The sequence below is a fragment of the Streptomyces sp. NPDC006134 genome (assembly GCF_040628835.1).
Lineage (GTDB): Bacteria > Actinomycetota > Actinomycetes > Streptomycetales > Streptomycetaceae > Streptomyces.
Genome location: NZ_JBEXTV010000063.1, coordinates 21,482 through 45,002, shown reverse-complemented (window position 1 = coordinate 45,002; position 23,521 = coordinate 21,482). Strand labels below are relative to the sequence as shown.

The following is a 23,521-nucleotide window of genomic DNA, read 5'->3' as shown; positions in this document are numbered from 1 at the left end:
GGCGGAATATATGAGCCACTGCCGCTGCGCGAAGGCACCTATACCCAGGGGCCGTTCACCTACGCGATGGCCCCGTCGGTGGTGGTGCCCGGCGGCTGGCGGTTCACCCATGACCCCCGTGGCGCCTTCACGGCGATGGTCTTCGCGCCGGAGCCCGTGGAGCTGTCCTCCTTCGCCGCGGAGCACCACCGGCTGTCCACCTCCCCCGAGTCCGGGTTCGTCCGGGTCCTCCAAGCCCAGCTCTGCGACGCCAAGGGCGTGGACATGCTGCGCGGCTGTGTGCTGCGCCGGATCGACGCCGACGGCACGTACGAGCGGACCATCGACTCGGCCGGCGACTGGTACGACGTCCTGGCCGACGTGTTCCACCTGAACCTGGCCGACGTCGACGCCCCCGCGCGGGCGGCGCTGTGGCACCGCGTTCACACCGCGCACCAGGAGTGGGAGGCCGAGAGGCAGCGTGCAACAGCACTCTGACGGGACGGTCGGCTCGCCGGTTCCCGCCCGCTGCGGCCGGGCGGCCTTCCACCGTCCGGTTCATGGATCCCGGTCCGGTCGGACGGCGGACGGTATCTCCGACTCGTACGACACCATCGCTGACGTTGCCGCCGGACAACGGCTGTTCTTCATCGTGCTGTACCGAACCAGTGTGTCTGATCAGACCACCGTGCTCCCCCTTCAAAGGGGAGCACCAGGCAGGGGCAGAGGTTGAAGAACAAGTCGAGTGAATGCTTTTGATCCTGGACGCCGGGTGATTTTGGTCGAGGGCTGTATGACCTTGTCGGAGGCTGGCATGATCGCCCGTCATGGGAGATCGGTTCACGCCGGCGGGCCGCGGAGTGCGGTTCGAACGAGGCCCTGTCGGTGTGTCCCTTTCAGGACTTGTCCGGCCGATCATGTGACTGCTCCGCAGTCGTGTCGTTGATGTGGACATGAGGCGGGGTGATCTGACGGTTACCGAGTGGGAGCGGCTGCGGCCGTTCCTGCCGGTCAGCAACAGGCGTTGCGGCAGGTGGCGGGATCACCGGCAGGCGATCGACGGGATCCTGCACCGGGTGCGGACCGGCGTGCAACGGCGTGACCTGCCCGAACGGTTCGGTCCGTGGAAGACGGTCTATGAACGCCACCGTCTGTGGCCGGCGGACGGAACCCGGGAACGCCTCCTCCAGCAGGCCCAGGCCGAGGCCGACGCAGCCGGGAAGACCGACTGGGGCATCTCGGTCGGCTCCACCATCGTGCGGGCACATCAGCACGCCGCCGGCGCCCGCACCGAACCACCGCCGACACCCGCCGCAAAGGGGGATCCCGCGGCAGAACACCAGGGCGAAGCCCCGTGGCAAAGCCTCGTCGGCCGGCTGGTGGAGGTGGGGCGGGAGGTGAGGGCCCGGGCGGGTTCACCACCAAGCTCCACCTGAGCGCGGACGGCCGCTGCCGCCCGCTGTCCCTGATCGTCACACCGAGACAGCGAGCGGACTGCACACAGTTCAAGCCCGTGCTGGAGCACATTCGCGTCCTGCGGATCAAGCCCGGCAGACCGCGCACGAAGCCTGACAGCCTCGCGGCGGACAGGGCTTACAGCAACGGCCCGTGCCGCGACCACCCGCGGCGCCGGGGCATCCGGCACACCATCCCGGAGAAGACCGACAGCCAGGCCGCCCGCCTGCGCAAAGGCTCACGCAGCGGACGGCCACCCGGCTTCGACGAAGAGCGCTACAAGAAACGCAACACCGTCGAGCAGACGATCAACCGGCCCAAGCACGCCAGAGCCGTGGCCACCCGCTACAACAAGCGCGGCTACGTCTACCTCGGCACCGCGACAGCCGCAGCCCTCGCCATCCGGCTCCGCACATGATCGCCGGACAAGTCCTAGCCGCCCGCCCCCGCTGACGAATCCAGGTCGACGTGGTGCCCGTGTACCAACGCCGCGGACAGTGAGCCGTGCAGAATCTGGCCCATGGGCAGGGTAAGTGCGAACCGGTTTTGAATGACATCCAGAGACTTGAGATGGGCAGTTTCGCGTCTGTCTTCGTTGTGGATTCCTGCCGCCTCGATGTCAGCTTGGATGAGAGTGGCGTCCGGGCCGGTGACCTCGTGCGACCACGTGTGCATGTACATGTGGAAGCCGCATGCGTACTCGCCGTCGCGGTAGAAGGTGAACTGAGGCGGCGGCGCCTTCGGGTTCTGGGTCTCGTAGTAGAGCTCGAAGACCTCCTCGCCGCTGTTGCGGGAGAGGTGGTTGCTATAGCCGGGGCCGAGTTCGCCCGGCCAGTAGCCATGGGCAACCGTGAACGCGAGGTCGCCGTGGGTGCCGTAGCGGACGGCAGCCATTTCCCGGTCCTGGGAGTTGATGTACGTCTCAATGCCCTCGGCCGTGTATTCGCCGATGAACACCGGAGCAGGGCCTCGTGCGATGCGATTGACCAGCTGAACGGCCTCTAGTCCGCGTGCCAGGTGGATGCAATAGCCATACCAGGTGGGAGTCTTGTCGGCCAGCCATCTGATTCCGTCTGTGTTCAACTCGGCTCTCCATCCCTTGTGATCGGGCTGCGGCCGGCGGCAGCGCCCCCGGCCGCAGCCCGATCATGTCAGTGCCGTGTCATCGGATGTCGCACTTGATGACGGTCTGGGTGGCGTCGCACTTCTCGAAACCAGTCACCTTCACCCAGTACTTGTCCTTGTCGAGGAGACGAAACTTGCTGGCGAAGCTGGAAATCCGGCTTCCTGCGGTCGTGTTCACCCAGTTCGACATGGCCGAACGGCCGCACACCTCGCTCCAGTCCGGACCGGAGATGCGCTCGTCGTCCCAGAATCGCCAGACGCCGTCGGAGTACTTAGTGGCGTACGTCTGCACACACTCGTCCCCCGAGAGGACCTGATTGGTGCCGTCCATACGTTCCGGCATGCCGCCGCTCTGGTAAGTGGAGGCGAAGGGGAACTCGTCACAGCTCGCCGTATCACCGGTGGCGAGCTCGGGGATCTTCGTCGTGTCCGGATGGCCGTACTTGGCCGCCCAGCCGTCCGGGCAGATCACCTTACGGTTGGAATCCGGGTCCCGGGACCACTTGTTCCGCTCACCGTGCATGCCGTCTGCGTAGCGGTCCGCCAGGAACTGTAGCGGCTCACCCTTACGGATCTTGGTGTTGATCAGCCAAGCGTTCGCTGCGGCTGCCGGCGTCTTGGCGGTGTTGAACGCGTACCCGGGCAGATAGTCAGGGAAGACGCAGCCGGCGGCGGAGTATACGTTGTCGCAGCGGACCCAGATCGGGTCGCCGATCAGGCCTTGGCTGTTGCCGGTGGGCATGGCTTCGGGGACGCTCGTGGAGAAGGTTGCATACGGTGCGAATGCCATCTTCTTTGAGTGTTCCGAGTCCCACTTCTCGATGCCTGAAACCTTGCCGTCCCACTTCACCGTGGTTGTGCCGGTCTCCTCGTGTGGATCGATGTCCCCGCTGCCGTTCCACATCAGGTTGCCGTCCCATGAGTAGTACGGCTTCTCCGAACAACCGGTGGAGCACTGCGGAACGAGTGTCAGCTTGATCGCGCCGGGGATGGCCGGGAACGGGACCTTCCCCGCCTCCACCGGGAGCGGCGTAATCCTCGACCACAGCTGTATTTCGTCACCGGTCATGGATGTCTTCATGTGGTATGCCGTGAAGAACTCCTGGTAGCCGGACGACTCCTGGCCGGTCTGGTCGGTGACCTCGACACTCCAGATGTGGTACATGCATGCTGCATCACGCGTGAAGGCCGAGAGGTATTTGCCGTCGGCCTCGCAGCTGGGGTTCAGAGGCCCCGCGGCTCGCGTCGTGCGCTGCGCGGATCGGGCCTGCTCGACCCTCGCCAAGTCCGCCTCGACGACTGGCCGGGAACCGATGCACACCTGCTTGGTGCTCTCGGCGCCGGCGGGCTGGCAGCGCCGCTCGCTGTCCCCGGTTGCGGCGGACCGTGCCTGGCTCGTCTGCTTCTCGTACGACTCCCAGCCGGGGACCGGCTGCCAGGTGGCGTCGTGCTGCGGGTTCGGAGCATCCTTGTTCGGGGCGGGAAGCTTGATATCCACTATGCGGTTGCGGACGTGGAACTTCGAGTACGCCGACCATGTGGTCTCGTACAGCCCGGTCGCGTCGTAGCCAGAGGTCGCGAAGGCATAGGTCTTGCCGGGTACCAGGACCTTTGCCGGAACGGTGACTTGGGCGGTCCCGCCAGAGGCGACCATGGGCGAGACCAGTACGCCGTAGTCCTCCCCTGGGATCATGAGCTGTGTGCCCACTGTGCCGTCAGCGTTGACGTTGTGGATCTTGAAGGTCAGGTTGGCCTTGTCTCCGTCCGCGTCGGTGACGGTGTTTTTCAGGATTGCCATGGTCCGGTCAACCTGCCACACCTTGTTTGCATCCTGCGTCCATTGCGGACCTGCGGCGAGGTTCTTGCCCGAAACCGGGCGGTTGCCGGCTCGGGCGAGTGATTCGGGCCCGGCGGCCGGCGTCGCAGACGGAGGCGTATCCGGGTTCGGTTTGGTCGTCAGGCTGCCGTCGGTCGCGGAAGCCACTCCTGGGCTCAAGAGTAGAGCGCCGACGGCTAAGACCGAGGCTAAGCGGCGATAGGCCGCTGAGGGTCTCCTTGTTCTATTACGGGACACGCGCATGTCGTCCTCTCGCGCCGCCGCCTTCGGTGCAAGTCCCGGGGCGTGCAGCGTTGTTGGTCAGTCAGTTGCGACACCGGACTGTCTATGCGACCCGAGGTAACCGAACAAGAGTTCCAACCAGGAAGATCGTTCCTATCTACCCATATCGGGCGTGACCCTGATCACGGTTGTGCGAGAGGAGGTGAGAGTCCTGTGAGCAGGTGTGTCGAATCCCCCGAACCGGAAGTGATCGCCCGGTAGGTCCAGACGAGTCGGAGGCGCAAGCCGTGGACCCGGCAGCTGCCGAAGCGCCATGCCTGAAGTGAGGAACTGAGAGTGCGGTACCTGCGTACATACCGGGCAGCTGGCTGGGCAGGCTGGACAGAGTCCCGGCACGCCCGTCCGGTCATGTCAGTGGCTTGATCTTCTGACTGCCGGAGCGGGAGCTTTCGGCTGATGAGGTAGTCGACCAGGCTCTGGCATACCGGCCGATCCCTTTGTGAGGTGGCGGCTCAACTCCGTAGCCAGATGAGCAGGGCCGCGGTGGTTGCGGTGCCGAGCAAGACGTAGCCGCGCTGTCATAGCGAGTGGCCACGGCCCGGGACTGCTTCAGCCTGTTGATCGCTCGTTCGACTGTGTTGCGTTTCTTGTAGCGCTCTTCGTCGAAGCCGGGGGGCCGTCCGCCGAGTGAGCCTCTGCGCAGGCGGGCGGTCTGGCTGCCGGTCTTCGACATCTGCCAGATCGCCCCGCCCCATGTCCACCACAACGTCCCAGGCACGGGACGATCACACGATCGCCCGGGCAACTCCTAGTAACGCTTCGTTACGTTGAGCGATCTCCTCTGGTGGTGGGCAGTCTCCCAAAGTGAAGCTGGGGGAGGTGGAGCGGCTCCGGGGCAAGTTGGCGGGGTTCGTTGCCGATGTGTTCGCCTCGGTGCCGCGCCGGGATCAGCGGCGGTGGGGCGAGTGTTGTCTGCGGGGCCTGATGCTGGACGGCCGGGCGCAAGAACCGGCTGTGGTTCTCCTTCGACGGTCCCGACGCCAGTTACGCCTTCGATCAGGAGAAGCCCGAAAGCCTCTGGGTCGGCGGCCGGGACGCCAACCGCACGCTGACGCGCGACCCCGCCCGCGCCGGAGGCCGGCCGGACGCGCTGCCCGCCGGGCACCCCCAGGGCTACCACGAGTGCTTCGCCGACTTCGTCGCCGACACCTACGCCGCCGTACGGGGCGAGATCCCCGACGGCCTGCCCACCTTCGACGCCGGACTGCGTGCCGCCCGCCTGACCCGGGCCGTGCTCGACTCGGCCGCCGCCAGCGCCTCCTGGACGGAGATCCCCGCATGAAGCTCGGCATGCTCACCGCCTGCCTGCCCGCCTGGCCGCTGGAACGCGTCGCCGCCTGGGCCGCGAAGACCCGCTACGAGCGCCTGGAGGTCGCCGTCTGGCCCGGCACCGGCGACCGCGACTTCGAGGCGGCGCACATCGACGTCGCGCACTTCGGCGCGAGGGAACGCGAGCGCGTGCAGCGGCTGCTGGAGGAGACCGGGCTCGGTGTTTCGGCCCTGGCCTACTACGAGAACAACCTCCACCCCGACCCCGGGCGGCGCGCGGAGATCCGTGCCCACCTCAGGCACGCGATCGACGCCGCACAGGCGCTCGGCGTGCCGTACGTGGAGACGTTCATCGGACGTGACCCGTCCCGCAGCGTGCCCGGCAACCAGCGCGAGGCCGAGCGCGTCCTGCCCGGACTCGTCGAGTACGCCGGCGAGCGCGGCGTGAAGCTGATCATCGAGAACTGCGTGATGGAGGGCTGGCACCCCGACGGCCACCCCGGAAACATCGCCTACTCCCCCGAACTGTGGGAGTGGATGTTCTCCCTCGGCCTGTACCTCGACTGGGACCCCTCCCACCTGATGCGGCTGGGCATCGACCCGCCGGCCACCCTCACGCCGTACGCCGTACGCCGACCGGATCGTGCACGCCCAGGCCAAGGACATCGAACTGGACCCGGTCGCCCGCAACCGCTACGGGTTCTTCGGCACGACCGCCAAGAACGGCGACCCGTGGGCCACCGGCTGGTGGCGCTACCGGGTCCCCGGCCGGGGCCGGGTCGGCTGGACCCGCGTCGTCGACCGGCTCTACGAGGCCGGGTTCACCGGCACCCTCTCCGTCGAGCACGAGGACCCGCTGTGGGGCGGCACCCCGGAGAAGGTCTGCCAGGGCCTGGCCATCGCCCACCACACCCTGCGCCCCCTCGTCGTGGCCTGACCCCTCACCCCGGAGCCCTCCATGTCCCTCCCTTCGGCAACCGCCTACGACCTCGTCGTCGGCGGCGGCCCCACCGGCAGCGCCTACGTCCGCGAGGTGTACGAACAGCACCCCACCGCGACGATCCTGCTGCTCGACGCCGGTCCGCGCCTGACCGGGCAACCTGGCACCCACGTCAAGAACATCCCCGATCCGGACGGCCGCGCCCGCGCCCAGCGGGCCTCGGAGGGCTCCGGCCCGGCGGGCCGCCCCGGCACCCGGCTGCTCGGCTCGCCCGAACTGCCCGCCGCCGCCCTGTCCACCAACGTCGGCGGCATGGGCGCGCACTGGACCGGCGCCTGCCCCCGCCCCGGGGACGGCGCCATCGTCCCCCAGAGCGGCGTCAGCTGGGTGCCGTACACCGACGCGCACCCCTTCCACGGCCAGGTGATGCAGCTCGACGCCTCCCCCGTCCCGCTCGCCGACGGCACCGGCGTCGAGCCCGGGGCCGTCGTCGGACTGGGCTGGTTCTGCGCCAAGGACATCTCCCCCGACGACCGCGTCGAGTTCGACGACACCGCGGCCGACGCCTGCGGATTGCCCGCCCTGCGCATCCACTACCACTACAGCGACCGTGACCTGGCCGCCATCGAACAGGCCAGGAAGGCCGTCGCCGAAGCGGGGGCCGCCGTGGGCGTCCCCCTGGACGACAGCCCCCACCTGCTGCCCGCGGGCAGTTCACTGCACTACCAGGGCACCACGCGCATGGGCCCCGCCGACGACGGCACCAGTGTCTGCGACAGTCACAGCCGCGTCTGGAACACCCGCGGCCTGTGGGTCGCCGGCAACAACGTCATCCCCACCGCCACCGCCTGCAACCCCACCCTGACGTCCGTCGCCCTCGCCGTCCGGGGCGCCCGCGCGCTCCTGGACCACCTGGACCCGACGGCCGGGCGGAGCGCGCCGGCCGCTCGGGCGGACAAGCTGCCTCGTGCGCGGTAGGTCGTGTTCCGAAGCCGATTCCCGTACTGGTACGGGAGGCTGGCCCACTGCGTTCCGGTCCGGAACTCGAAGGCGGGGGCGTCGATCGCCTCGCGGTGATCCCCGCCGTCGGCCGCCTCGCTTCGGCGTCCGGTCCGGGAGGAGCGGCTCGATCCGCGCCCGGTGCGCGCCGGCCGATGGCACACCCGGACCGGCGTCCGGCCGAGCCGAACGGGATTGCCCGTCCGCAGGCACCGGGAGATGCCGTAGCGGCGGGCTCCCCGCACCCTGCGCCCGCCGCGGGAGCGCCGCCTGACACATCCCGCTCTGTGACCGCGCACCCCCTATGAGATGCGCGGTCACGACGCTCCCGGATTCGACATCTGCGCAGGTAAAGAGCAGTGCAACTTCCTTGCGTTGTACATGTGTTCGCGTAGGCTGCGCGTGCCCTTCTGACGCCGAAGTTATATACGGGCAACAGGGGTGAACACGGTCATACGTGCTGCACTTGGTGCGGCACGGAGGAGAAAGTTCTGAGGTGGTGCGTGTGCGCGGCATACGTAGATGGGGGCCGGCTGCCGCTGCCCTGACCCTGCTGGCCGGAGCCTTTCAGGGAATTCAGGCGTCCCCGGCAGCCGCGGCCGGCTGCTGGCGGGCCACTTGTTCGGGCAAGGACCCCGTTCAGATGGGGTGTGACGACGACGCCGAGATCCTTCAGCAGGTGATCGAGCCGGATGAGTCGGTCGCGGTGCGGCTGATGTGGTCGCCGGCATGTCAGGGGGTGTGGGCGAAGATCTCACGCGATCTCGACACCTCCCCCGACTACGTGTACGGGACGCTGTGGACGACACGTGATCCCGACGGCGGCATCGAGGAGTACGACACGACGGGTCTTCTCACCGACGGTGTGGCAGGCGCCTACACCGAGATGCAGAACTGGAAGACCACGACCGCGAAGGCGTGCTGGAACGACGTCCACGCCCAGTACGACCCCGCACCGCTGAAGTACATCAAGGACAACAACGACGCGAGCCTCCCGCTCGTGCACGGCCTGTGCACGGACTGGCTGTGAGGAAGACGATGCGCAGAAGAGGTCTCAGGAGATTTTTCTCCACGAACCCGCTGATAGCCATGAGCGTGGTGGCGGCATCCGCCGCCCTGGTCCCGCAGGCTTCCCCGGACACCCCGGTGCAGTCGGCCCCTGCCGCCGCGGACGGCACGACGCCCCGCCTGTTCTCCGCACCCGGCAAGGACCTGGGTTCGAACTACGCCTCGTCGACGGATGCGATCGTGCAGGCCACCGGCGACGCCGAGGGACTGCACATCCTCGCGGCCAGGGAGAGTGACGGGTTCTCCTTCTATGAGATCGCCCGCCTCGACCGCAGGGAACTGTCCGGTGTAGGCCCATGGACGGGCTACGTCTGCACCACGGGATCAGGGAACTACGCGGCTGCGGTCTACGCCCCGTCGGCCTGGTCCAACGAGCCCGGCGCGTACGAGAACGGCGCGTTCGCCGCGGTGATCCGTCTCTCCGACGGCAAGGTCACCGAGGTTCCCGACCGGGTACAGCTGGCGTACTTCACGCCGGGCTGCGGAACGGGCGACGAGGTGGCGTTCACCTCCAGTTCGGCCACCGACAGGTCGGCCGGCTCGACGACGGTGATATCGGTCGACGCGGCCACGGGATCGGTGTCCTCCCGCCGCACGGTCAACGGCTACCTGACGCACGTCACGCCCACGCAGAAGGGCACCATCGGCGTGCTCGGCGGCAACCTCGTCGACCTGAAGGGCAACGGCAAGAAGCTGTCCGCCCGCAAGCTCGCCGCGGTGCCCGGTCCGATGTTCGCGCTGACCGCCTCGGAGAACGGCGCCGTGGACGTCGGCACGGTCGACGGCGAGAGCAGCGTCATCTCCCGCTTCGACGGCGAGCACTTCACCGAACTGGGCCGCGCCCCGAAGGGGAAGGTCAAACTCCTCCCCGTGGCCGACGGCGACGCGGTCGTCGGCGACGTGAAGGGAATCGACACCAGCAACGCCCCCGGGCTTTCCAAGCACGCGGTGGACGGCCGCGTGGCCGGGATCTCCCGCCACGGTCACCTGGTGACCAACTCGGTGTTCTCCGAGCAGATGAAGGGCATCACCACCCGCATCGGCTCGCCCTCGGACAAGGGCGCCGGAACGCTGACCGTCAAGGCGACCGCGCTCAGGACCGGCGCGAAGGCCACCGCGCTCGTGGACGCCGACCGCAAGCGGCCGAAGCCGGTCTCCTCGCTGTCGATGGACCCGGCCGCGTTCACCATGGCCGGACCCGATGACGTGGACCCTGCCGCCTGCGGTGAGGGCATGCCGGAATCGCAGTGCCTGTCCGGATCCGGTGCGGCCGTCTACGGCAAGGTCGGGGAGATGGAAACCCCCTGCATCGTCAAGCGCAACGACCCCAAGCGCCAGGCGCTCCAGCCCAGCGCGAACATGGTCGAGTGGGCGGTCGACCAGGCTGTCCACGGCACCCTGACGGTCTCCCGCCCGAAGAACTGGCACGACACCGGTCTCGACGCCTACACCCCGCAGGGCCTGTTCCCCAAGCCGTCGCTGACCGGCGGAGGTGAGATCCCCGCACAGGTCATGCTGGGCATCCTCGCCCAGGAGTCCAACTTCAAGCAGGCGTCCTGGCACTCCATGAACGGCGACTCGGGCAACGTCACCAAGTCCGACTGGTTCGGCAACGAGAACGGCATCCACGGCTACCCCGACCGGAGCAAGGCCGACTGCGGCTACGGCATCGCCCAGGTGACGACCGGCATGTCCGAGGCGCACGCCCAGCAGTTCGACACCCTGCGCGCCGGCGCCGTCACCACGGACTACGCGGCGAACATCGCCGCCGGTCTGGGCATCCTGGCCGAGAAGTGGAACCAGCTCAAGGCGCTGGGCATGAACACCAACAACGGCAGCCCGGCCTACATCGAGAACTGGTACATGGCGCTGTGGGGCTACAACTCCGGCGTCTACACCTCCGGCTCCGTCGGCGTGGGCTTCTTCAACAACCCGATCAACCCGCGCTACCCGGCCGACCGGCAGCCGTTCCTGCGCTACAGCTATGACGACGCCTCCCACCCCGGCGACTGGAACTACCCGGAAAAGATCTTCGGCTGGGCGGAAGTCCCGCAGATGACCTGGAACGGAGAGGAGTCGTACTCCGAGCCCGACATGCCGTACGGCGTCATCAAGGTCGCCCCGCGCACCCTGTTCTGCGACCCGTCCATCAACGCGTGCGACCCGGACGCGGCCGACCCGTGCCCGAGCTGGGACGCGAAGTGCTACTGGGACGGCAGCGTGGACTGGATGGGCCCGCAGAACACCAGTAACTCCAGCACCGAGAAGCTCAGCTACTCGCTCGGCTCGGGAGAGCCCGAGCTCCAGAGCAAGTACGGGCACGGCCCGTGCATCGACCATCCGAGCGTCTACGCCAACGCCATCATCGTCGATGACCTCGGCCAGCACGAGGACACCTACGGATGCGGGGACTTCGAGGCGGCCGACGACGGCAAGTTCACCCTCCAGGCCGGTGACAGCATCACCACGCTGAGGGACGACGGCACTTTCCGCGCGACCCCCTACATCGCCCCCATCGACCTTCACCAGCTCGGCGCCGGGTACGACCACCACGTCTACTTCACGCACAGCTACGGAGACACCGACTACTTCCACAAGATCACCGGCCGGTGGGAGGTCAACCAGGCCAAGCTCCCCTCCGGAGACCAGCCTGGCCAGCGCTACAAGGTCTACGTCCACCTGCCCAGCCACGGCGCGGAAGCGATCGTCCGGTACAACTTCATCCCGGGCGACAACACGAGCGGCGCCAAGCCCGACTACTGCCGGGTCAACCAGGGAACCCGCAGCGCGGGCAAGGACACCTGGTTCGAGATGGGCACCTTCACCTTCTGGAAGGGCGGCCGGATCGAGGCGGACAACCTCCACGACGCCGGCACCGGAGACAGCAACGTGGTGTTCGACGCGATCGCCTTCGTCCCGTTCAACTACGCCGATCCCGGCGCGTGCAACCTCAACGACGGTGGCCTGTGATGCGCGCCGCCCTCCGCGTTCCCGCCGTGCTGATGATTGTCGTCATCGGCGCGGCGGGAGCCGCCTCCTGCAGCCAGGACGCCCCCGAAACGGCAGCGTCCGACCGTCCGAAGACCGCGGCGCCCCGTCCCGAGCCCTCCAAGACGCGGACTGCGCCGCGTGCCACCGATCTGCCGACGCATGCGGTGGCCGGCGACGAGCGGCCCAGCTTCGGCACGGCGGACACGATGGCCACCGGATACACCGGGAAGGACTTCCTCACCAGGCTCTCGAAAGACTGGAAGCTGAAGCTGGACGAGCCCGTTGAGCAGGAGATGCCCGACGGGAAGAAGAGGACTTACGTCCACGGGCGCGGCGCAAACGGGATGACGGTTTCAGCCGGATACGCCGACCACAAGAACATGTCGTCTCTTCTGTGCAGAACCAGCACGAATCGATCCGACGGTTTCGGCTTCCTCGCGTCCTGCACCGGGCTCGACGTGGCAGGAGTCGACCACGGCAAGGCATCTTCGTGGCTCGAGCAGGCAAAGAAGGAGACCGATTCCCTGTACGAGAAGAAGGTCGCCGAGACGGGAAACAAGAAGGAGTACGTCGTCAGCGGGGTGTTCACCTCGGGACCGGTGACGATGGTTCTGCACCGGGCGTATGACAAGTACTCGCTGAGGATCCTCGGAGGCGCGGTGGCACAGAGCAAGTAGCCGGCTTCCAGACGCGGAGGTCCCTGCCGTCACCGGCAGGGACCTCCGCTCTGCAAGCGTGCGTTCCGCCCGCGGAGCGCCTTGCCGGGCAGTCCGCCCTACAGGGGCGAGCAGATGAGTTCTTCGGTCTTGGCCTTGTACTCCTGCATTTCGTCCGCCGTGTAGCCCGCTTCCTTCAGGCTCTGCATCAGTGCCGCCGTGTCGCCGCACAGGCGGGGACGCTGCCGGTCGAGGTAGGACTCGACGCCTTCGGCGGTCAGCTGTTCCCACGTCCGCTTGGTCTCGTCGTCCTTCTCGTGCGCGTAGGAGAACTCGACCCATTCCTTTTCCCGGTCCGTCAGGCGGGACGTGTCGACGGACGTGTCGCTTCCCCTGCAAGAGGCGGCCATGAGAGTGCACGCCACCACCACGAGATATATGCGCGCTTTCTTCACCATGCCCTCTTCTGCATAGATCGCCAGGGGCGCATCGTACTGCATGTACACACCAATCACCCGAAGGGAGGCCCCTTGAATCCGCCCCGCCACCGGGGCCCTCGGGGGGTCCGGATGCGCGTTCTCCGGCGCGCGCTCCGGTCCGTTCCGGCATCGAACCGCTCCCGCCGGAGCCCTCGGGCCCTCGGCGTCACGCCGCGGTGACGCCCCCCACCCGGCGGGTCAGCTCCCGCGCCGTCTGGGCCACGTGACCCGCGATCCGGTGGCGTTCCGCCTCGTCGGCCGACTCGCCGGGGAAGGTGACGGAGACCCCGGCGATCGGGTGGGCGTGGTGGTCCAGCACGGGCGCGGCGACGGAGGACAGGCCGACCGTCACCTCGCCCTCCTCGGTCGCGTAGCCGCGGCGCCGTACCTGGGCCAGCAGGCCGCGCAGTGCCGTCAGCGACGCGGGACCGACGCCGTGCCGCTGCACGAAGGCCGACCGGTCCGGGAAGATCGCCCGCACCTGCGCGGGCGGCAGCAGCGCCAGCACCGCCCGGCCGCTGGCGGTCAGGTGGGCCGGCAGCCGCACCCCCACCTCGCTGACGAGCGGCGGCCGGCCCGGGGCGCGCTCCTCGATGACGTAGACGACCTCGCGGCCGTGCAGCACGGCGAGGTTCGCGTTGTGCCCGGTACGGTCCACCAGCGCGGCCAGCGGCGCCCGCGCCAGCCGCTGGAGCGGCGCCTGGCGCTGGTAACCGGAGGCCAGTTCGAAGGCGCTGACGCCGAGGCCGTAGCGCCGTTCCTCCGGCAGGTGGACGACGAAGCCGTCCGCGGCGAGGGTGTCGAGCAGGTGGTACGTCGTGGAGCGGGGCAGGCCCACATCGCGGCTGATGGCGGCCGCGGGCACGGGAGCGGCCTGCCGCGCCAGGTAGCGCAGCACGGCCAGCACCTGCGCGGCGGCCGGGACGATACTCATGGGCCGAGCGTAAACCAGAGGGTGCGTAAACCAACTGTCTGGGATTCCAGACAGTACAGCCCTGAAGTGTCTGGGATATCAGACACTACCGGTCCGGACGCCCTCGCGGACCCCGCCGGCCTGCGGCTTCATAGGAACATGACCGTTGTTGTTGGTGTCGGCCCGCTCTCCGCCGACGAAGTCGTCTCCGTCGCCCGCCTCGGAACCCCCGTGGCCCTCGCCCCGGAGGCGCTGAAGGAAATCGCCCGCAGCCGCGAGGTCGTCCAGGCCCTCGCCGACGACGCCAAGCCCCACTACGGCGTCTCCACCGGTTTCGGGGCCCTGGCCACCCGGCACATCCCCACCGAGCTGCGCGCCCAGCTCCAGCGCAGCCTGGTGCGTTCGCACGCCGCGGGCTCGGGTCCCGAGGTCGAGCGCGAGGTCGTCCGCGCGCTGATGCTCCTGCGCCTGTCCACCCTCGCCACGGGCCGTACGGGCGTACGGACGCAGACCGCGGAGGCCTACGCCGCGCTGCTGAACGCCGGCATCACCCCGGTCGTCCACGAGTACGGTTCGCTCGGCTGCTCCGGCGACCTCGCCCCCCTCGCGCACTGCGCGCTGGCCGTCATGGGCGAGGGCGAGGTCCGCACCGCCGACGGCGTGCGCAAGCCCGCCGCCGAGGCGCTCGCCGAGGCGGGCATCACCCCGGTCGTCCTGGAGGAGAAGGAGGGCCTCGCCCTCATCAACGGCACCGACGGCATGCTCGGCATGCTCGTCCTCGCCGCCCACGACCTGCGCCGCCTGCTGCGCACGGCCGACATCGCCGCCGCGATGAGCGTCGAGGGCCAGCTCGGCACCGACGCCGTGTTCGCCGCCGACCTGCAGGCGCTGCGCCCGCACCCGGGCCAGGCCGACAGCGCCGCCAACCTGCGCTCCCTGCTCGCCGACTCGGCGATCATCGCCAGCCACGCGGGCCCGGAGTGCACGTACGTCCAGGACGCGTACTCCCTGCGCTGCACGCCGCAGGTCCACGGCACGGCCCGCGACACCCTCGCCCACGCCGAGCTGGTGGCCTCCCGCGAGCTGGCCGCCGCCGTCGACAACCCCGTGGTCACCCTCGACGGGCGGGTGGAGAGCAACGGCAACTTCCACGGCGCCCCGGTCGCCGCCGTGCTCGACTTCCTGGCCATCTCGGTCGCCGACGTCGCCTCGATCGCCGAGCGCCGCACGGACCGGTTCCTCGACCCCGCCCGCAACCGCGGCCTCAACGCCTTCCTCGCCGACGACCCCGGTGTCGACTCCGGCCACATGATCGCGCAGTACACGCAGGCCGCGATCGTCTCCGAGCTCAAGCGGCTCGCCGCGCCGGCCTCCGTCGACTCGATCCCCTCCAGCGCCATGCAGGAGGACCACGTCTCCATGGGCTGGTCCGCCGCCCGCAAGCTGCGCCGCGCCCTCGACGGACTCGGCCGCGTCCTCGCCGTGGAGCTCCACACCGCCGCCCGCGCCCTGGACCTGCGGGCCCCGCTGACCCCGGGGCCGGCCACGGCGGCGGTACGCGACGGGCTGCGCGAGACGGTCGACGGCCCCGGCACGGACCGCTGGCTCGCCCCCGAGATCGAGGCGACCGTCCAGTACGTCACCTCCGGCCGCGCCCTGGCCGCCGCGGAGTCGGTCACCGGCCCGCTGGTCTGACCCGACCGCCGTCCCCCGCACCTCCCGGGCCCGCACGGGCCCGGGAGGTGCGGCCGTTGCGCCCCGGGCGGGTCCGGGCGCGGTCCTCCCCGTCGCGGCGGGCCGGACCGCGCCTCCCGCCCCGCGCCGGCCGACCCACGCCCACCCAGGAGTTATCCGCATGGATCCGCAGCACCCGCCGAGCACCCTCGTCACCAACATCGGCTCGCTGATCACCAACGACCCCGCCCTCGGCGAGGGCCCGCTCGGGCTCCTCACCGACGCCGCGCTCCTCATCGACGGCCCCCGTATCGCCTGGGCCGGCCCCGCCGCCCACGCCCCGGCGGCCGACGAGCGGGTGGACGCCGGCGGCCGGGCCGTGATCCCCGGCTTCGTCGACTCCCACTCCCACCTCGTCTTCGCCGGGGACCGCACGGCCGAGTTCAACGCCCGCATGTCGGGGCGCCCGTACTCGGCCGGCGGCATCCAGACCACCGTCGACGCCACCCGCGCCGCCGGCGACGACCACCTGCACGTGGTGGTCGCACGCCATGTGCGCGAGGCGCTCCGGCAGGGCACCACCACCCTGGAGACCAAGTCCGGTTACGGTCTGACGGTGCACGACGAGGCACGCGCCGTGGCCGTCGCCGCCGCCCACACCGACGAGGTCACCTACCTCGGCGCCCACCTCGTGCCACCGGAGTTCGCCGACGACCCCGGCGGCTACGTCGACCTCGTCACCGGTCCCATGCTGGACGCGTGCGCGCCGCACGCCCGCTGGGCGGACGTCTTCTGCGAGCAGGGCGCCTTCGACGGCGACCAGGCGCGGGCGGTCCTCACCGCGGCGGCGGCCCGGGGCCTGGTGCCCCGGGTCCACGCCAACCAGCTCACCTACGGGCCGGGCGTCCAGCTCGCCGTCGAGCTCGGGGCCGCCTCGGCCGACCACTGCACCTACCTCACCGACGCCGACGTGGACGCCCTCGCGCAGGGGGAGACCGTCGCCACCCTGCTGCCGGGATCGGACTTCTCCACCCGCTCGCCCTACCCCGACGCCCGCCGCCTCCTCGACGCGGGCGCCACGGTGGCCCTCTCCCCCAACTGCAACCCCGGCTCGTCCTACACGAGTTCCATGGCCTTCTGCATCGCGCTGGCCGTCCGGGAGATGCGCATGACGCCCGACGAGGCGCTGTGGGCGGCGACGGCCGGGGGTGCGCGCGCCCTGCGCCGTACCGACGTCGGCCGCCTCTCCCCGGGAGCGCGGGCCGACCTCGTCGTCCTGGACGCCCCCTCCCCCGTGCACCTGGCCTACCGCCCGGGGGTGCCGCTGGTGTCGGCGGTCTGGCGGGCGGGCCGCGCGTGCGCAGGGGTCCGTCCCGGCGCGTGACCTGCCGGCCGCCGGTGCGCACCACGGCGTCGGGCAAGTGCGCGCCGGGGCCTGGAGCTCACCGGCGGAGCGCGTCCGGATGTGACGCCGCCTCCCCCTGTGCCTCGGCGGGCAGGGGGAGGCGGCGCGTTTTCGGCTGTTCCCCGTGAAAGCCGCTGTCCCCTGGAAAGCCGTGGCCGCCAGGCCGCGGCTTTCGTCGCTCGCACGGCCTGGCGGCCGGTTCGGGGGCGGGCCGGGTGCGGGCCCGCGGGGATGTCACACCCGGGCGGTCGCCATGCGGTGGATCAGGCGGGCGCCGGCGCGGGCCGTGCGCTGGTCCACGTCGAACTCCGGGTTCAGCTCGGCGATGTCGCAGACCGCGAGCTTGCCGCTGGCCGCCACCCGGTGGCAGACGCGCTCGACGACCTCCATCGGCACCCCGTAGGCGGCGGGGGCGCTGACGCCCGGCGCGACCGCGGCGGGGAGCACGTCGAGGTCGATGCTCAGGTGCACGACGTCGCAGCTCGCGAGGAACTCGTCGACGAACCCCTCGGTGCGCGCCAGGTCCAGCGGGCCGCACTCGGTGTCCGGCAGACAGCGCACGCCGAGCGCGTCCGCGGTGCGGAACAACCGCTGCGTGTTGCTGGGCTGACTGACGCCCAGCACCCAGTAGTTGAACTCCCGGCCGTGCCGCTCCTCGCTCCGCGCCATCTGCAGGAAGGGCGTGCCGGAGCTGGGCCGGACGTCGTCGCGCAGGTCGAAGTGCGCGTCGAGGTTCAGCACCCCGAGACGGCCGCCCTCCCGCAGCGCCCGCGTCGCGGCCAGCCCGCTGTAGCTGCCGTACGCGACCTCGTGGCCGCCGCCCAGCACCATCACCGGGTGGCCGCGGTCGACGAGCGCGGCCACCATGCGGCCCAGGCGCTGCTGCCCCTCTTCGAGGACGTCCTCGCCGTCCCCGGCGACCTCGATGTCGCCGGCGTCGAGCGCGCGCAGCGGCTTCGGCAGTGCCATCGACGCGAGGGCGCGGCGCAGGGCGCCCGGGCCGTTCGCGGCGCCCTGCCGGCCCTTGTTGCGGCGTACGCCCTCGTCGCTGCGGAAGCCGACGAAGGCGACGTCCCCCGGTGCCGCCCGCTCCGGGTCGGGGTGGACGGCGTGGTGCCAGCGCAGGTTCTCCTCGCCGGGGCCGTCGTCCCGTCCGGTCCACGGCGCGGCCGGGACGTCCGGGCGCGGGTGCGGGGCTTCCTGGTGCGTCACGGCACTCACGCGGCGCCGCCCTCGGTCTCCGCCATCGGGATGCGCACGCCGCGCTCCTCGGCCACCGCGGCGGCGTGCTCGTAACCGGCGTCGACGTGCCGGATGACGCCCATGCCCGGGTCGTTGGTCAGGACGCGGGCGAGCTTGCGGGCCGCGAGTTCGGTACCGTCGGCCACGCAGACCTGGCCGGCGTGGATGGAGCGGCCCATGCCGACGCCGCCGCCGTGGTGGATGGAGACCCAGGAGGCGCCGGAGGCGGTGTTCACCAGGGCGTTGAGCAGCGGCCAGTCGGCGATGGCGTCGGAGCCGTCGAGCATCGCCTCGGTCTCGCGGTAGGGCGAGGCCACGGAGCCGGAGTCGAGGTGGTCGCGGCCGATGACGATGGGGGCGGACAGCTCGCCGGAGGCGACCATCTCGTTGAAGCGCAGACCGGCGCGGTGCCGCTCGCCGTAGCCCAGCCAGCAGATGCGGGCGGGCAGGCCCTCGAACGCCACGCGCTCGCCGGCCATCTTCAGCCAGCGGTGCAGGTGCTCGTTGTCCGGGAAGAGCTCCATGATGGCCTTGTCGGTGGCCTCGATGTCCTTCGGGTCACCGGAGAGGGCGGCCCAGCGGAAGGGGCCGAGGCCCTCCTCGAACAGCGGCCGGATGTGGGCCGGCACGAAGCCGGGGAAGTCGAACGCCCGCTGGTAGCCGGCCTTGCGGGCCTCGTCGCGGATGGAGTTGCCGTAGTCGAAGACCTCGGCGCCGGCGTCGAGGAAGCCGACCATGGCCTCGACGTGCTGGGCCATGGAGGCGCGGGAGCGCTCGGTGAAGCCGGCCGGGTCCTTGCGGGCCTGCTCGTGCCACTCCTCCACGCTCACGCCGACGGGGAGGTAGGACAGCGGGTCGTGGGCGCTGGTCTGGTCGGTGACGATGTCAATGGGCGCGCCCCGCCGCAGCAGCTCGGGGAAGACCTCGGCGGCGTTGCCGAGCAGGCCGATGGAGAGCGGCCTGCGGGCGTCGCGGGCCTCGACGGCCAGGCGGAGGGCGTGGTCGAGGTCGTCGGCGGCGACGTCGAGGTAACGGTGGGCGATGCGGCGCTCGATGCGCGTCGGGTCGACGTCGACGCAGAGGGCCACGCCGTCGTTCATGGTGACGGCCAGCGGCTGGGCGCCGCCCATGCCGCCGAGGCCGGCGGTGAGGGTGATGGTGCCGGCCAGGCTGCCGCCGAACTTCTTGCGGGCGACGGCGCCGAAGGTCTCGTACGTGCCCTGGAGGATGCCCTGGCTGCCGATGTAGATCCACGAACCGGCCGTCATCTGGCCGTACATCATGAGCCCGCGGGCCTCCAGCGACCGGAACTCCTCCCAGTTGGCCCAGTCGCCGACCAGGTTGGAGTTGGCCAGCAGCACGCGCGGCGCCCACTCGTTGGTGCGCATCACGCCGACGGGCTTGCCGGACTGCACCAGCAGCGTCTCGTCGTCCTTCAGCGTCTTCAGCGTACGGACGATGGCCTCGTACGCCTCCCGGTTGCGGGCGGCCTTGCCGGTGCCGCCGTAGACGACGAGGTCCTCGGGGTGCTCGGCGACCTCGGGGTCGAGGTTGTTCATGAGCATCCGCAGGGCGGCTTCCTGCTGCCAGCCCAGGCAGTTCAGTTCGGTGCCGCGCGGGGCCCGGACGACGCCCGGTGCTTCGGGGGAAACGCTGGTCATGTGCACTCCTCACCAGAGGGATCGAGCCGTTGCCCCGCCATGACACGGCAGCGGCGGACGCGGAACCAGCGGCGCCGCCGGGGATTCTCGGATCCGAGACCCTTCCTTCCGGCCCGTTCCGTTGCCCGCTCCCCGGGAGATCGGCCTCTCCCGGGGAGAGCCTCTCCTTTAGGATGCGAGTCGGGTACGAGGCGGCGGCAGCGGAGCGGATGACGAGGACGATGGGCGGCTTGGTCGTGGATCCAGCAGAGCTCGGCCGGCTGTACGAGCAGCACACGGCCGGCTCCTCCCCCGCGTACCAGCGCGTCAAGGACCTCGTCGCCCGGCAGATCGCGGACGGCCACTGGCGTGAGGACGACGCCCTGCCGTCGGAGAGCCAGTTCGTCGAGGCGCTCGGCCTGTCCCGTATGACGGTCAACCGCGCTCTGCGCGAACTGGCCACCGAGGGCCTCATCCGGCGGGTCATGGGGGTGGGCAGCTTCGTCGCCCCGAGGAAGGCCACCTCCGCGCTGCTGGAGGTGCACGACATCGCCGACGAGGTGCGCGGGCGAGGCCACCGGTACGAGGCCCGGGTGCTGTCCCTGCGCGAGGAGCGGGCCGACGAGAAGACCGGCGCACACCTCGGTCTGGGCGAGGGGCAGCCGGTCTTCCACTCGCGAGTGGTGCACTACGAGGACGGGGTGGCGCTCCAGCTCGAGGACCGCTACGTCAACCCGGCCTTCGCACCCGGCTACCTGGAGCAGGACTTCACCCGGCAGACGCCGTTCGCGTTCCTCTCCAAGGTCGCGCCGCTGGGCAGGGGCGAGCACATCGTGGAAGCGGTGCCGGCGTCGCCGGAGGAGTGCGCGATCCTCGGCATCGCGCCGTCCGAGCCGTGCCTGCTGATCTTCCGCCGCACCTGGTCGCGGGACGCGCTCGTCAGCATCGCGCGGCTGCTGCACCCCGGCTCCCGCTACCGCCTGGAGGGCTCGTTCGCCACGCACTGACGCCCGCTCAGGCGGCGGACGCCGTCCCCGTCGCCGGCGCATGGCCCGAGACGGCCGCGGTCAGCCGTGCGGCGCCCTGCCGCAGGACGTCCCGTACCCGCTCCACGTCGTGCAGGCCGTGGTGGCGGCGCCAGGTGGTGCTGATCGCCGCGACGGGCCGCTCGTTGTGGTCGAACGCCGCCACCCCCATCGAGCAGAACCCCTGGGTGACCAGTTCGACCTCCTGCGACCAGCCGCGCTCGCGTTCCCGGGACAGCTCGCCCACCAGCTCCGGCAGCGTCCGCGGCCCCTTGCCCGTGCGGGTGGTCAGGTCGCCGGGCCGGGGGAAGAGCGCCCGCAGCTGCGCCTCGGAGGTGTGAGCGAGGATGGCGCGCCCGTTGGCCGTGAGGTGGGCCGGCAGACGCACGCCGATGTCGGTGACGAGGGCGATGTCGACGTCGCCGGCCCGGCCTGCGGGCGGTCGCTCCTTGAGCAGGTAGACCGTCTCCGCGCCGTGCAGGACCCCCAGGTGCACCGTCTGGCCGAGGCGGCTCGCGAGGCCACGTAGAATGGGCCGGGCGAGCCGTTCCAGGGGCTCATGGCGCAGATAGGCGGAGCCCACCTCGAAAGAAGTGACGCCCAGCCCGTACGCCTGCTCCGCCGGCACGTAGGTGACGAAGCCGCGGTCGGCCAGGACGGTGAGGATGTGGTACGCCGACGACCTCGGGATGCCCAGGTCGCGGGCGAGCGTCGCGGCCTGCACCAGCCCGGGGCGCCCGGCGAGGTACACCAGCATGTCCAGCGCCCGGCCGACGGCCGGTGACGCGCTCGACGACGCCCTCGACGACGACGGCGTGTCCGGCGTCGACGCGCGTTCACTCATCGGGCCACCCCTTGACGCTCCTGTATAGGCAGGAATATACAGGCAGCCGTCCGCCGCCGGGAGTTCGGACGACGAACCGGCGCGGGCGCGCCAGACATCGCCCCGCCCTGCCTTCCGGCGCACACCCCGAAGAGGGAGACACTCGTTTTGCGTACCGACACCACCGGCCTGAGCAGAGGGCTCCGTTCCCGGCACATCCGCTTCATCGCCCTCGGCTCCGCGATCGGCACGGGGCTCTTCTACGGCTCCTCCGAGTCGATCAAGGCCGGCGGGCCCGCAGTCCTGCTGGCCTATCTGATCGGCGGAGCCGCCGTCTTCCTCGTGCTGCGGTCCCTCGGCGAGATGGCCGTGGCCTCCCCGAGCGCCGGCTCCTTCGGCGAGTACGCGACCAGGCACCTCGGCCCGCTCGCCGGATTCACCACGGGCTGGACGTACGCCTTCGAGATGGTCATCGTCTGCGTGGCGGACATCACCGCGGTCGGTGTCTACATGGGTTTCTGGTTCCCCGACGTGCCGCGCTGGATCTGGGTGCTGGCCGCCGTCCTCCTCATCGGCATGCTCAACCTCGTCAGCGTCAAGGTCTTCGGCGAGCTGGAGTTCTGGCTCTCCCTGGTGAAGATCGTCGCCATCGTCGCGATGATCCTCGTCGGCATCGCCGTGATCGCCTTCGGTCTGGGCAGCGGCGACGGCCACGTCGGCCTGTCGAACCTGTGGGGCCACGGGGGCTTCTTCGCGAACGGCATCGACGGTTTCGTCATCTCCTTCGCCGTCGTGATGTTCGCCTTCGGCGGCACGGAGATCATCGGTGTCACGGCGGGTGAGGCGGAGTCCCCGGAGAAGACCATCCCGAGCGCGGTCAACTCCATCCCGCTGCGGATCATCCTCTTCTACGTCCTGACCCTCGCCGTGATCATGTCGATCACCCCCTGGCAGGACATCGACTCCTCGGGCAGCCCCTTCGTCGAGATCTTCACCGGTGTCGGGCTCAAGTCCGCGGCCGCCGTGCTGAACCTCGTCGTCCTCACCGCCGCTCTGTCGGCGATCAACAGCGACATCTTCGCCGCGGGCCGCACGATGTACGGCCTGGCGGAGCGGCGGCAGGGCCCCGCGGTCATGCTGCGGCTCACCCGCAACGGCGTGCCGTGGGTGACCACCCTCATCATGATCGGGGCCCTGCTGCTCGGCGTGCTGCTGAACGTCCTCATGCCCGACAGGATCTTCCTGATCATCTCCTCGATCGCGACGTTCGCCACCGTCTGGGTGTGGCTGATGATCCTGCTCACCCACGTGAAGGCACGGAGGTCGATGTCCGCCGAGGAGGCGGCGGCCCTGAAGTTCCCCGCTCCCTTCTGGCCCTACGGCCAGATCGCCGCCATCGTCTTCATGACCGCGGTCATGGTGCTGCTCGGCTTCTACGAGAGCACCCGGATCGCCCTGGTCGTCGGCGCGGTGTGGCTGGCACTCCTCGCGGGTGTCCACGCCCTCTGGGTCCGGCCGCGGCGTCCCGGCCCGCAGCCCGTGGCCGCCGCGGAGACGCGGGGGGACCAGAGGCCGGACGGAGCCCTGGCGGATCTGGAGGGGCCGGCCGGCACACCGCGATGACCGCCGCCCGCAACCGCCCTCGTCCTGCTCGCGGGCAAAGGCCGCCGGGCTGGGCGACGAGGTCGCCGAGAGCGTGACCGCCGGCGGCGGGGCGGG

Annotated in this window: 17 protein-coding genes and 5 pseudogenes; 14 read left to right on the top strand and 8 right to left on the bottom strand. The window is 70.3% G+C overall.

Translation table 11 applies throughout. From position 1 onward, the window contains the following. Window positions 1-477 (top strand): arylamine N-acetyltransferase (locus ABZ340_RS30860; RefSeq protein WP_358785153.1); only part of this gene is annotated, 477 nt, incomplete at its 5' end. Between the two features lie 455 nt (window positions 478-932). Beyond that, a pseudogene (locus ABZ340_RS30855) lies at window positions 933-1,852 on the top strand (IS5 family transposase). Between the two features lie 14 nt (window positions 1,853-1,866). On the opposite strand, the gene ABZ340_RS30850 reads toward ABZ340_RS30855, so the two are convergent. Continuing rightward, the gene (locus ABZ340_RS30850; RefSeq protein ID WP_358785152.1) at window positions 1,867-2,517 is read right to left on the bottom strand and encodes a hypothetical protein; all 651 of its coding nucleotides are present in this window, start codon (window positions 2,515-2,517) and stop codon (window positions 1,867-1,869) included. Between the two features lie 79 nt (window positions 2,518-2,596). Beyond that, complete coding sequence (locus ABZ340_RS30845) at window positions 2,597-4,543, bottom strand: hypothetical protein (protein ID WP_358785151.1); 1,947 nt, start codon at window positions 4,541-4,543, stop codon at window positions 2,597-2,599. Between the two features lie 440 nt (window positions 4,544-4,983). Between ABZ340_RS30845 and ABZ340_RS30840 the strand changes: the two are divergent. Further along, a pseudogene (locus tag ABZ340_RS30840) lies at window positions 4,984-5,121 on the top strand (e9imm peptide); the annotation flags it as partial. Window positions 5,122-5,130: 9 nt separating this feature from the next. Here ABZ340_RS30840 and ABZ340_RS30835 read toward each other — a convergent pair. Further along, window positions 5,131-5,315, bottom strand: a pseudogene (locus ABZ340_RS30835) (IS5/IS1182 family transposase); the annotation flags it as partial. 167 nt (window positions 5,316-5,482) lie between these two features. Between ABZ340_RS30835 and ABZ340_RS30830 the strand changes: the two are divergent. The 7 genes and pseudogenes from ABZ340_RS30830 to ABZ340_RS30800 form a co-directional block, all read left to right on the top strand. Beyond that, window positions 5,483-5,623 (top strand): annotated as a pseudogene (locus tag ABZ340_RS30830) (IS701 family transposase); the annotation flags it as partial. Then, window positions 5,603-6,475, top strand: a pseudogene (locus ABZ340_RS30825) (sugar phosphate isomerase/epimerase); the annotation flags it as partial. The pseudogenes ABZ340_RS30830 and ABZ340_RS30825, both read left to right, overlap by 21 nt. A 115-nt stretch (window positions 6,476-6,590) precedes the next feature. Then, window positions 6,591-6,884: a hypothetical protein gene (locus ABZ340_RS30820; protein ID WP_358785150.1), complete on the top strand. Its 294-nt coding sequence runs from the start codon at window positions 6,591-6,593 to the stop codon at window positions 6,882-6,884. A 21-nt stretch (window positions 6,885-6,905) separates the two neighbouring features. Further along, window positions 6,906-7,865, top strand: coding sequence for a GMC oxidoreductase (locus tag ABZ340_RS30815; protein ID WP_358785149.1), 960 nt, complete (start codon window positions 6,906-6,908; stop codon window positions 7,863-7,865). Between the two features lie 478 nt (window positions 7,866-8,343). Next, entirely contained in the window at window positions 8,344-8,916 is a 573-nt protein-coding gene (locus ABZ340_RS30810; RefSeq protein ID WP_358785148.1) for a DUF2690 domain-containing protein, read from the top strand. Window positions 8,917-8,924: 8 nt separating this feature from the next. After that, on the top strand, window positions 8,925-11,924 hold the full coding sequence (locus ABZ340_RS30805) for a hypothetical protein (protein WP_358785147.1): 3,000 nt from the start codon (window positions 8,925-8,927) through the stop codon (window positions 11,922-11,924). After that, window positions 11,924-12,622, top strand: a complete 699-nt coding sequence (locus ABZ340_RS30800) for a hypothetical protein (protein WP_358785146.1) — start codon at window positions 11,924-11,926, stop codon at window positions 12,620-12,622. Before ABZ340_RS30805 ends, ABZ340_RS30800 begins: the two co-directional genes overlap by 1 nt. Before the next feature lie 98 nt (window positions 12,623-12,720). Here the strand turns inward: ABZ340_RS30800 and ABZ340_RS30795 are convergent, their stop codons facing one another. Next, window positions 12,721-13,059 (bottom strand): hypothetical protein, encoded by a 339-nt coding sequence (locus tag ABZ340_RS30795; protein ID WP_358785145.1) that lies wholly within the window; start codon window positions 13,057-13,059, stop codon window positions 12,721-12,723. 187 nt (window positions 13,060-13,246) lie between these two features. Then, window positions 13,247-14,014: an IclR family transcriptional regulator gene (locus ABZ340_RS30790; RefSeq protein ID WP_358785144.1), complete on the bottom strand. Its 768-nt coding sequence runs from the start codon at window positions 14,012-14,014 to the stop codon at window positions 13,247-13,249. 138 nt (window positions 14,015-14,152) lie between these two features. Between ABZ340_RS30790 and hutH the strand changes: the two genes are divergently transcribed. Then, complete coding sequence (gene hutH, locus ABZ340_RS30785; protein WP_358785143.1) at window positions 14,153-15,688, top strand: histidine ammonia-lyase; 1,536 nt, start codon at window positions 14,153-14,155, stop codon at window positions 15,686-15,688. 160 nt (window positions 15,689-15,848) lie between these two features. Continuing rightward, window positions 15,849-17,051, top strand: a complete 1,203-nt coding sequence (gene hutI / locus ABZ340_RS30780; protein ID WP_358785142.1) for an imidazolonepropionase — start codon at window positions 15,849-15,851, stop codon at window positions 17,049-17,051. Window positions 17,052-17,306: 255 nt separating this feature from the next. On the opposite strand, the gene hutG is transcribed toward hutI, so the two are convergent. Beyond that, window positions 17,307-18,293, bottom strand: coding sequence for a formimidoylglutamase (gene hutG / locus ABZ340_RS30775; RefSeq protein ID WP_358785141.1), 987 nt, complete (start codon window positions 18,291-18,293; stop codon window positions 17,307-17,309). Continuing rightward, window positions 18,290-19,975, bottom strand: a complete 1,686-nt coding sequence (hutU, locus tag ABZ340_RS30770; protein WP_358785140.1) for a urocanate hydratase — start codon at window positions 19,973-19,975, stop codon at window positions 18,290-18,292. The genes hutG and hutU overlap by 4 nt, the downstream gene beginning before the upstream one ends. Before the next feature lie 236 nt (window positions 19,976-20,211). On the opposite strand from hutU, the gene hutC reads away from it, so the two are divergent. Then, window positions 20,212-20,961, top strand: coding sequence for a histidine utilization repressor (hutC, locus tag ABZ340_RS30765; RefSeq protein ID WP_358785139.1), 750 nt, complete (start codon window positions 20,212-20,214; stop codon window positions 20,959-20,961). Between the two features lie 7 nt (window positions 20,962-20,968). On the opposite strand, the gene ABZ340_RS30760 is transcribed toward hutC, so the two are convergent. Beyond that, the gene (locus tag ABZ340_RS30760) at window positions 20,969-21,823 is read right to left on the bottom strand and encodes an IclR family transcriptional regulator (protein ID WP_358785138.1); all 855 of its coding nucleotides are present in this window, start codon (window positions 21,821-21,823) and stop codon (window positions 20,969-20,971) included. A 147-nt stretch (window positions 21,824-21,970) separates the two neighbouring features. Between ABZ340_RS30760 and ABZ340_RS30755 the strand changes: the two genes are divergently transcribed. Continuing rightward, on the top strand, window positions 21,971-23,425 hold the full coding sequence (locus tag ABZ340_RS30755) for an amino acid permease (RefSeq protein ID WP_358785137.1): 1,455 nt from the start codon (window positions 21,971-21,973) through the stop codon (window positions 23,423-23,425). Window positions 23,426-23,521 lie beyond the last annotated feature (96 nt).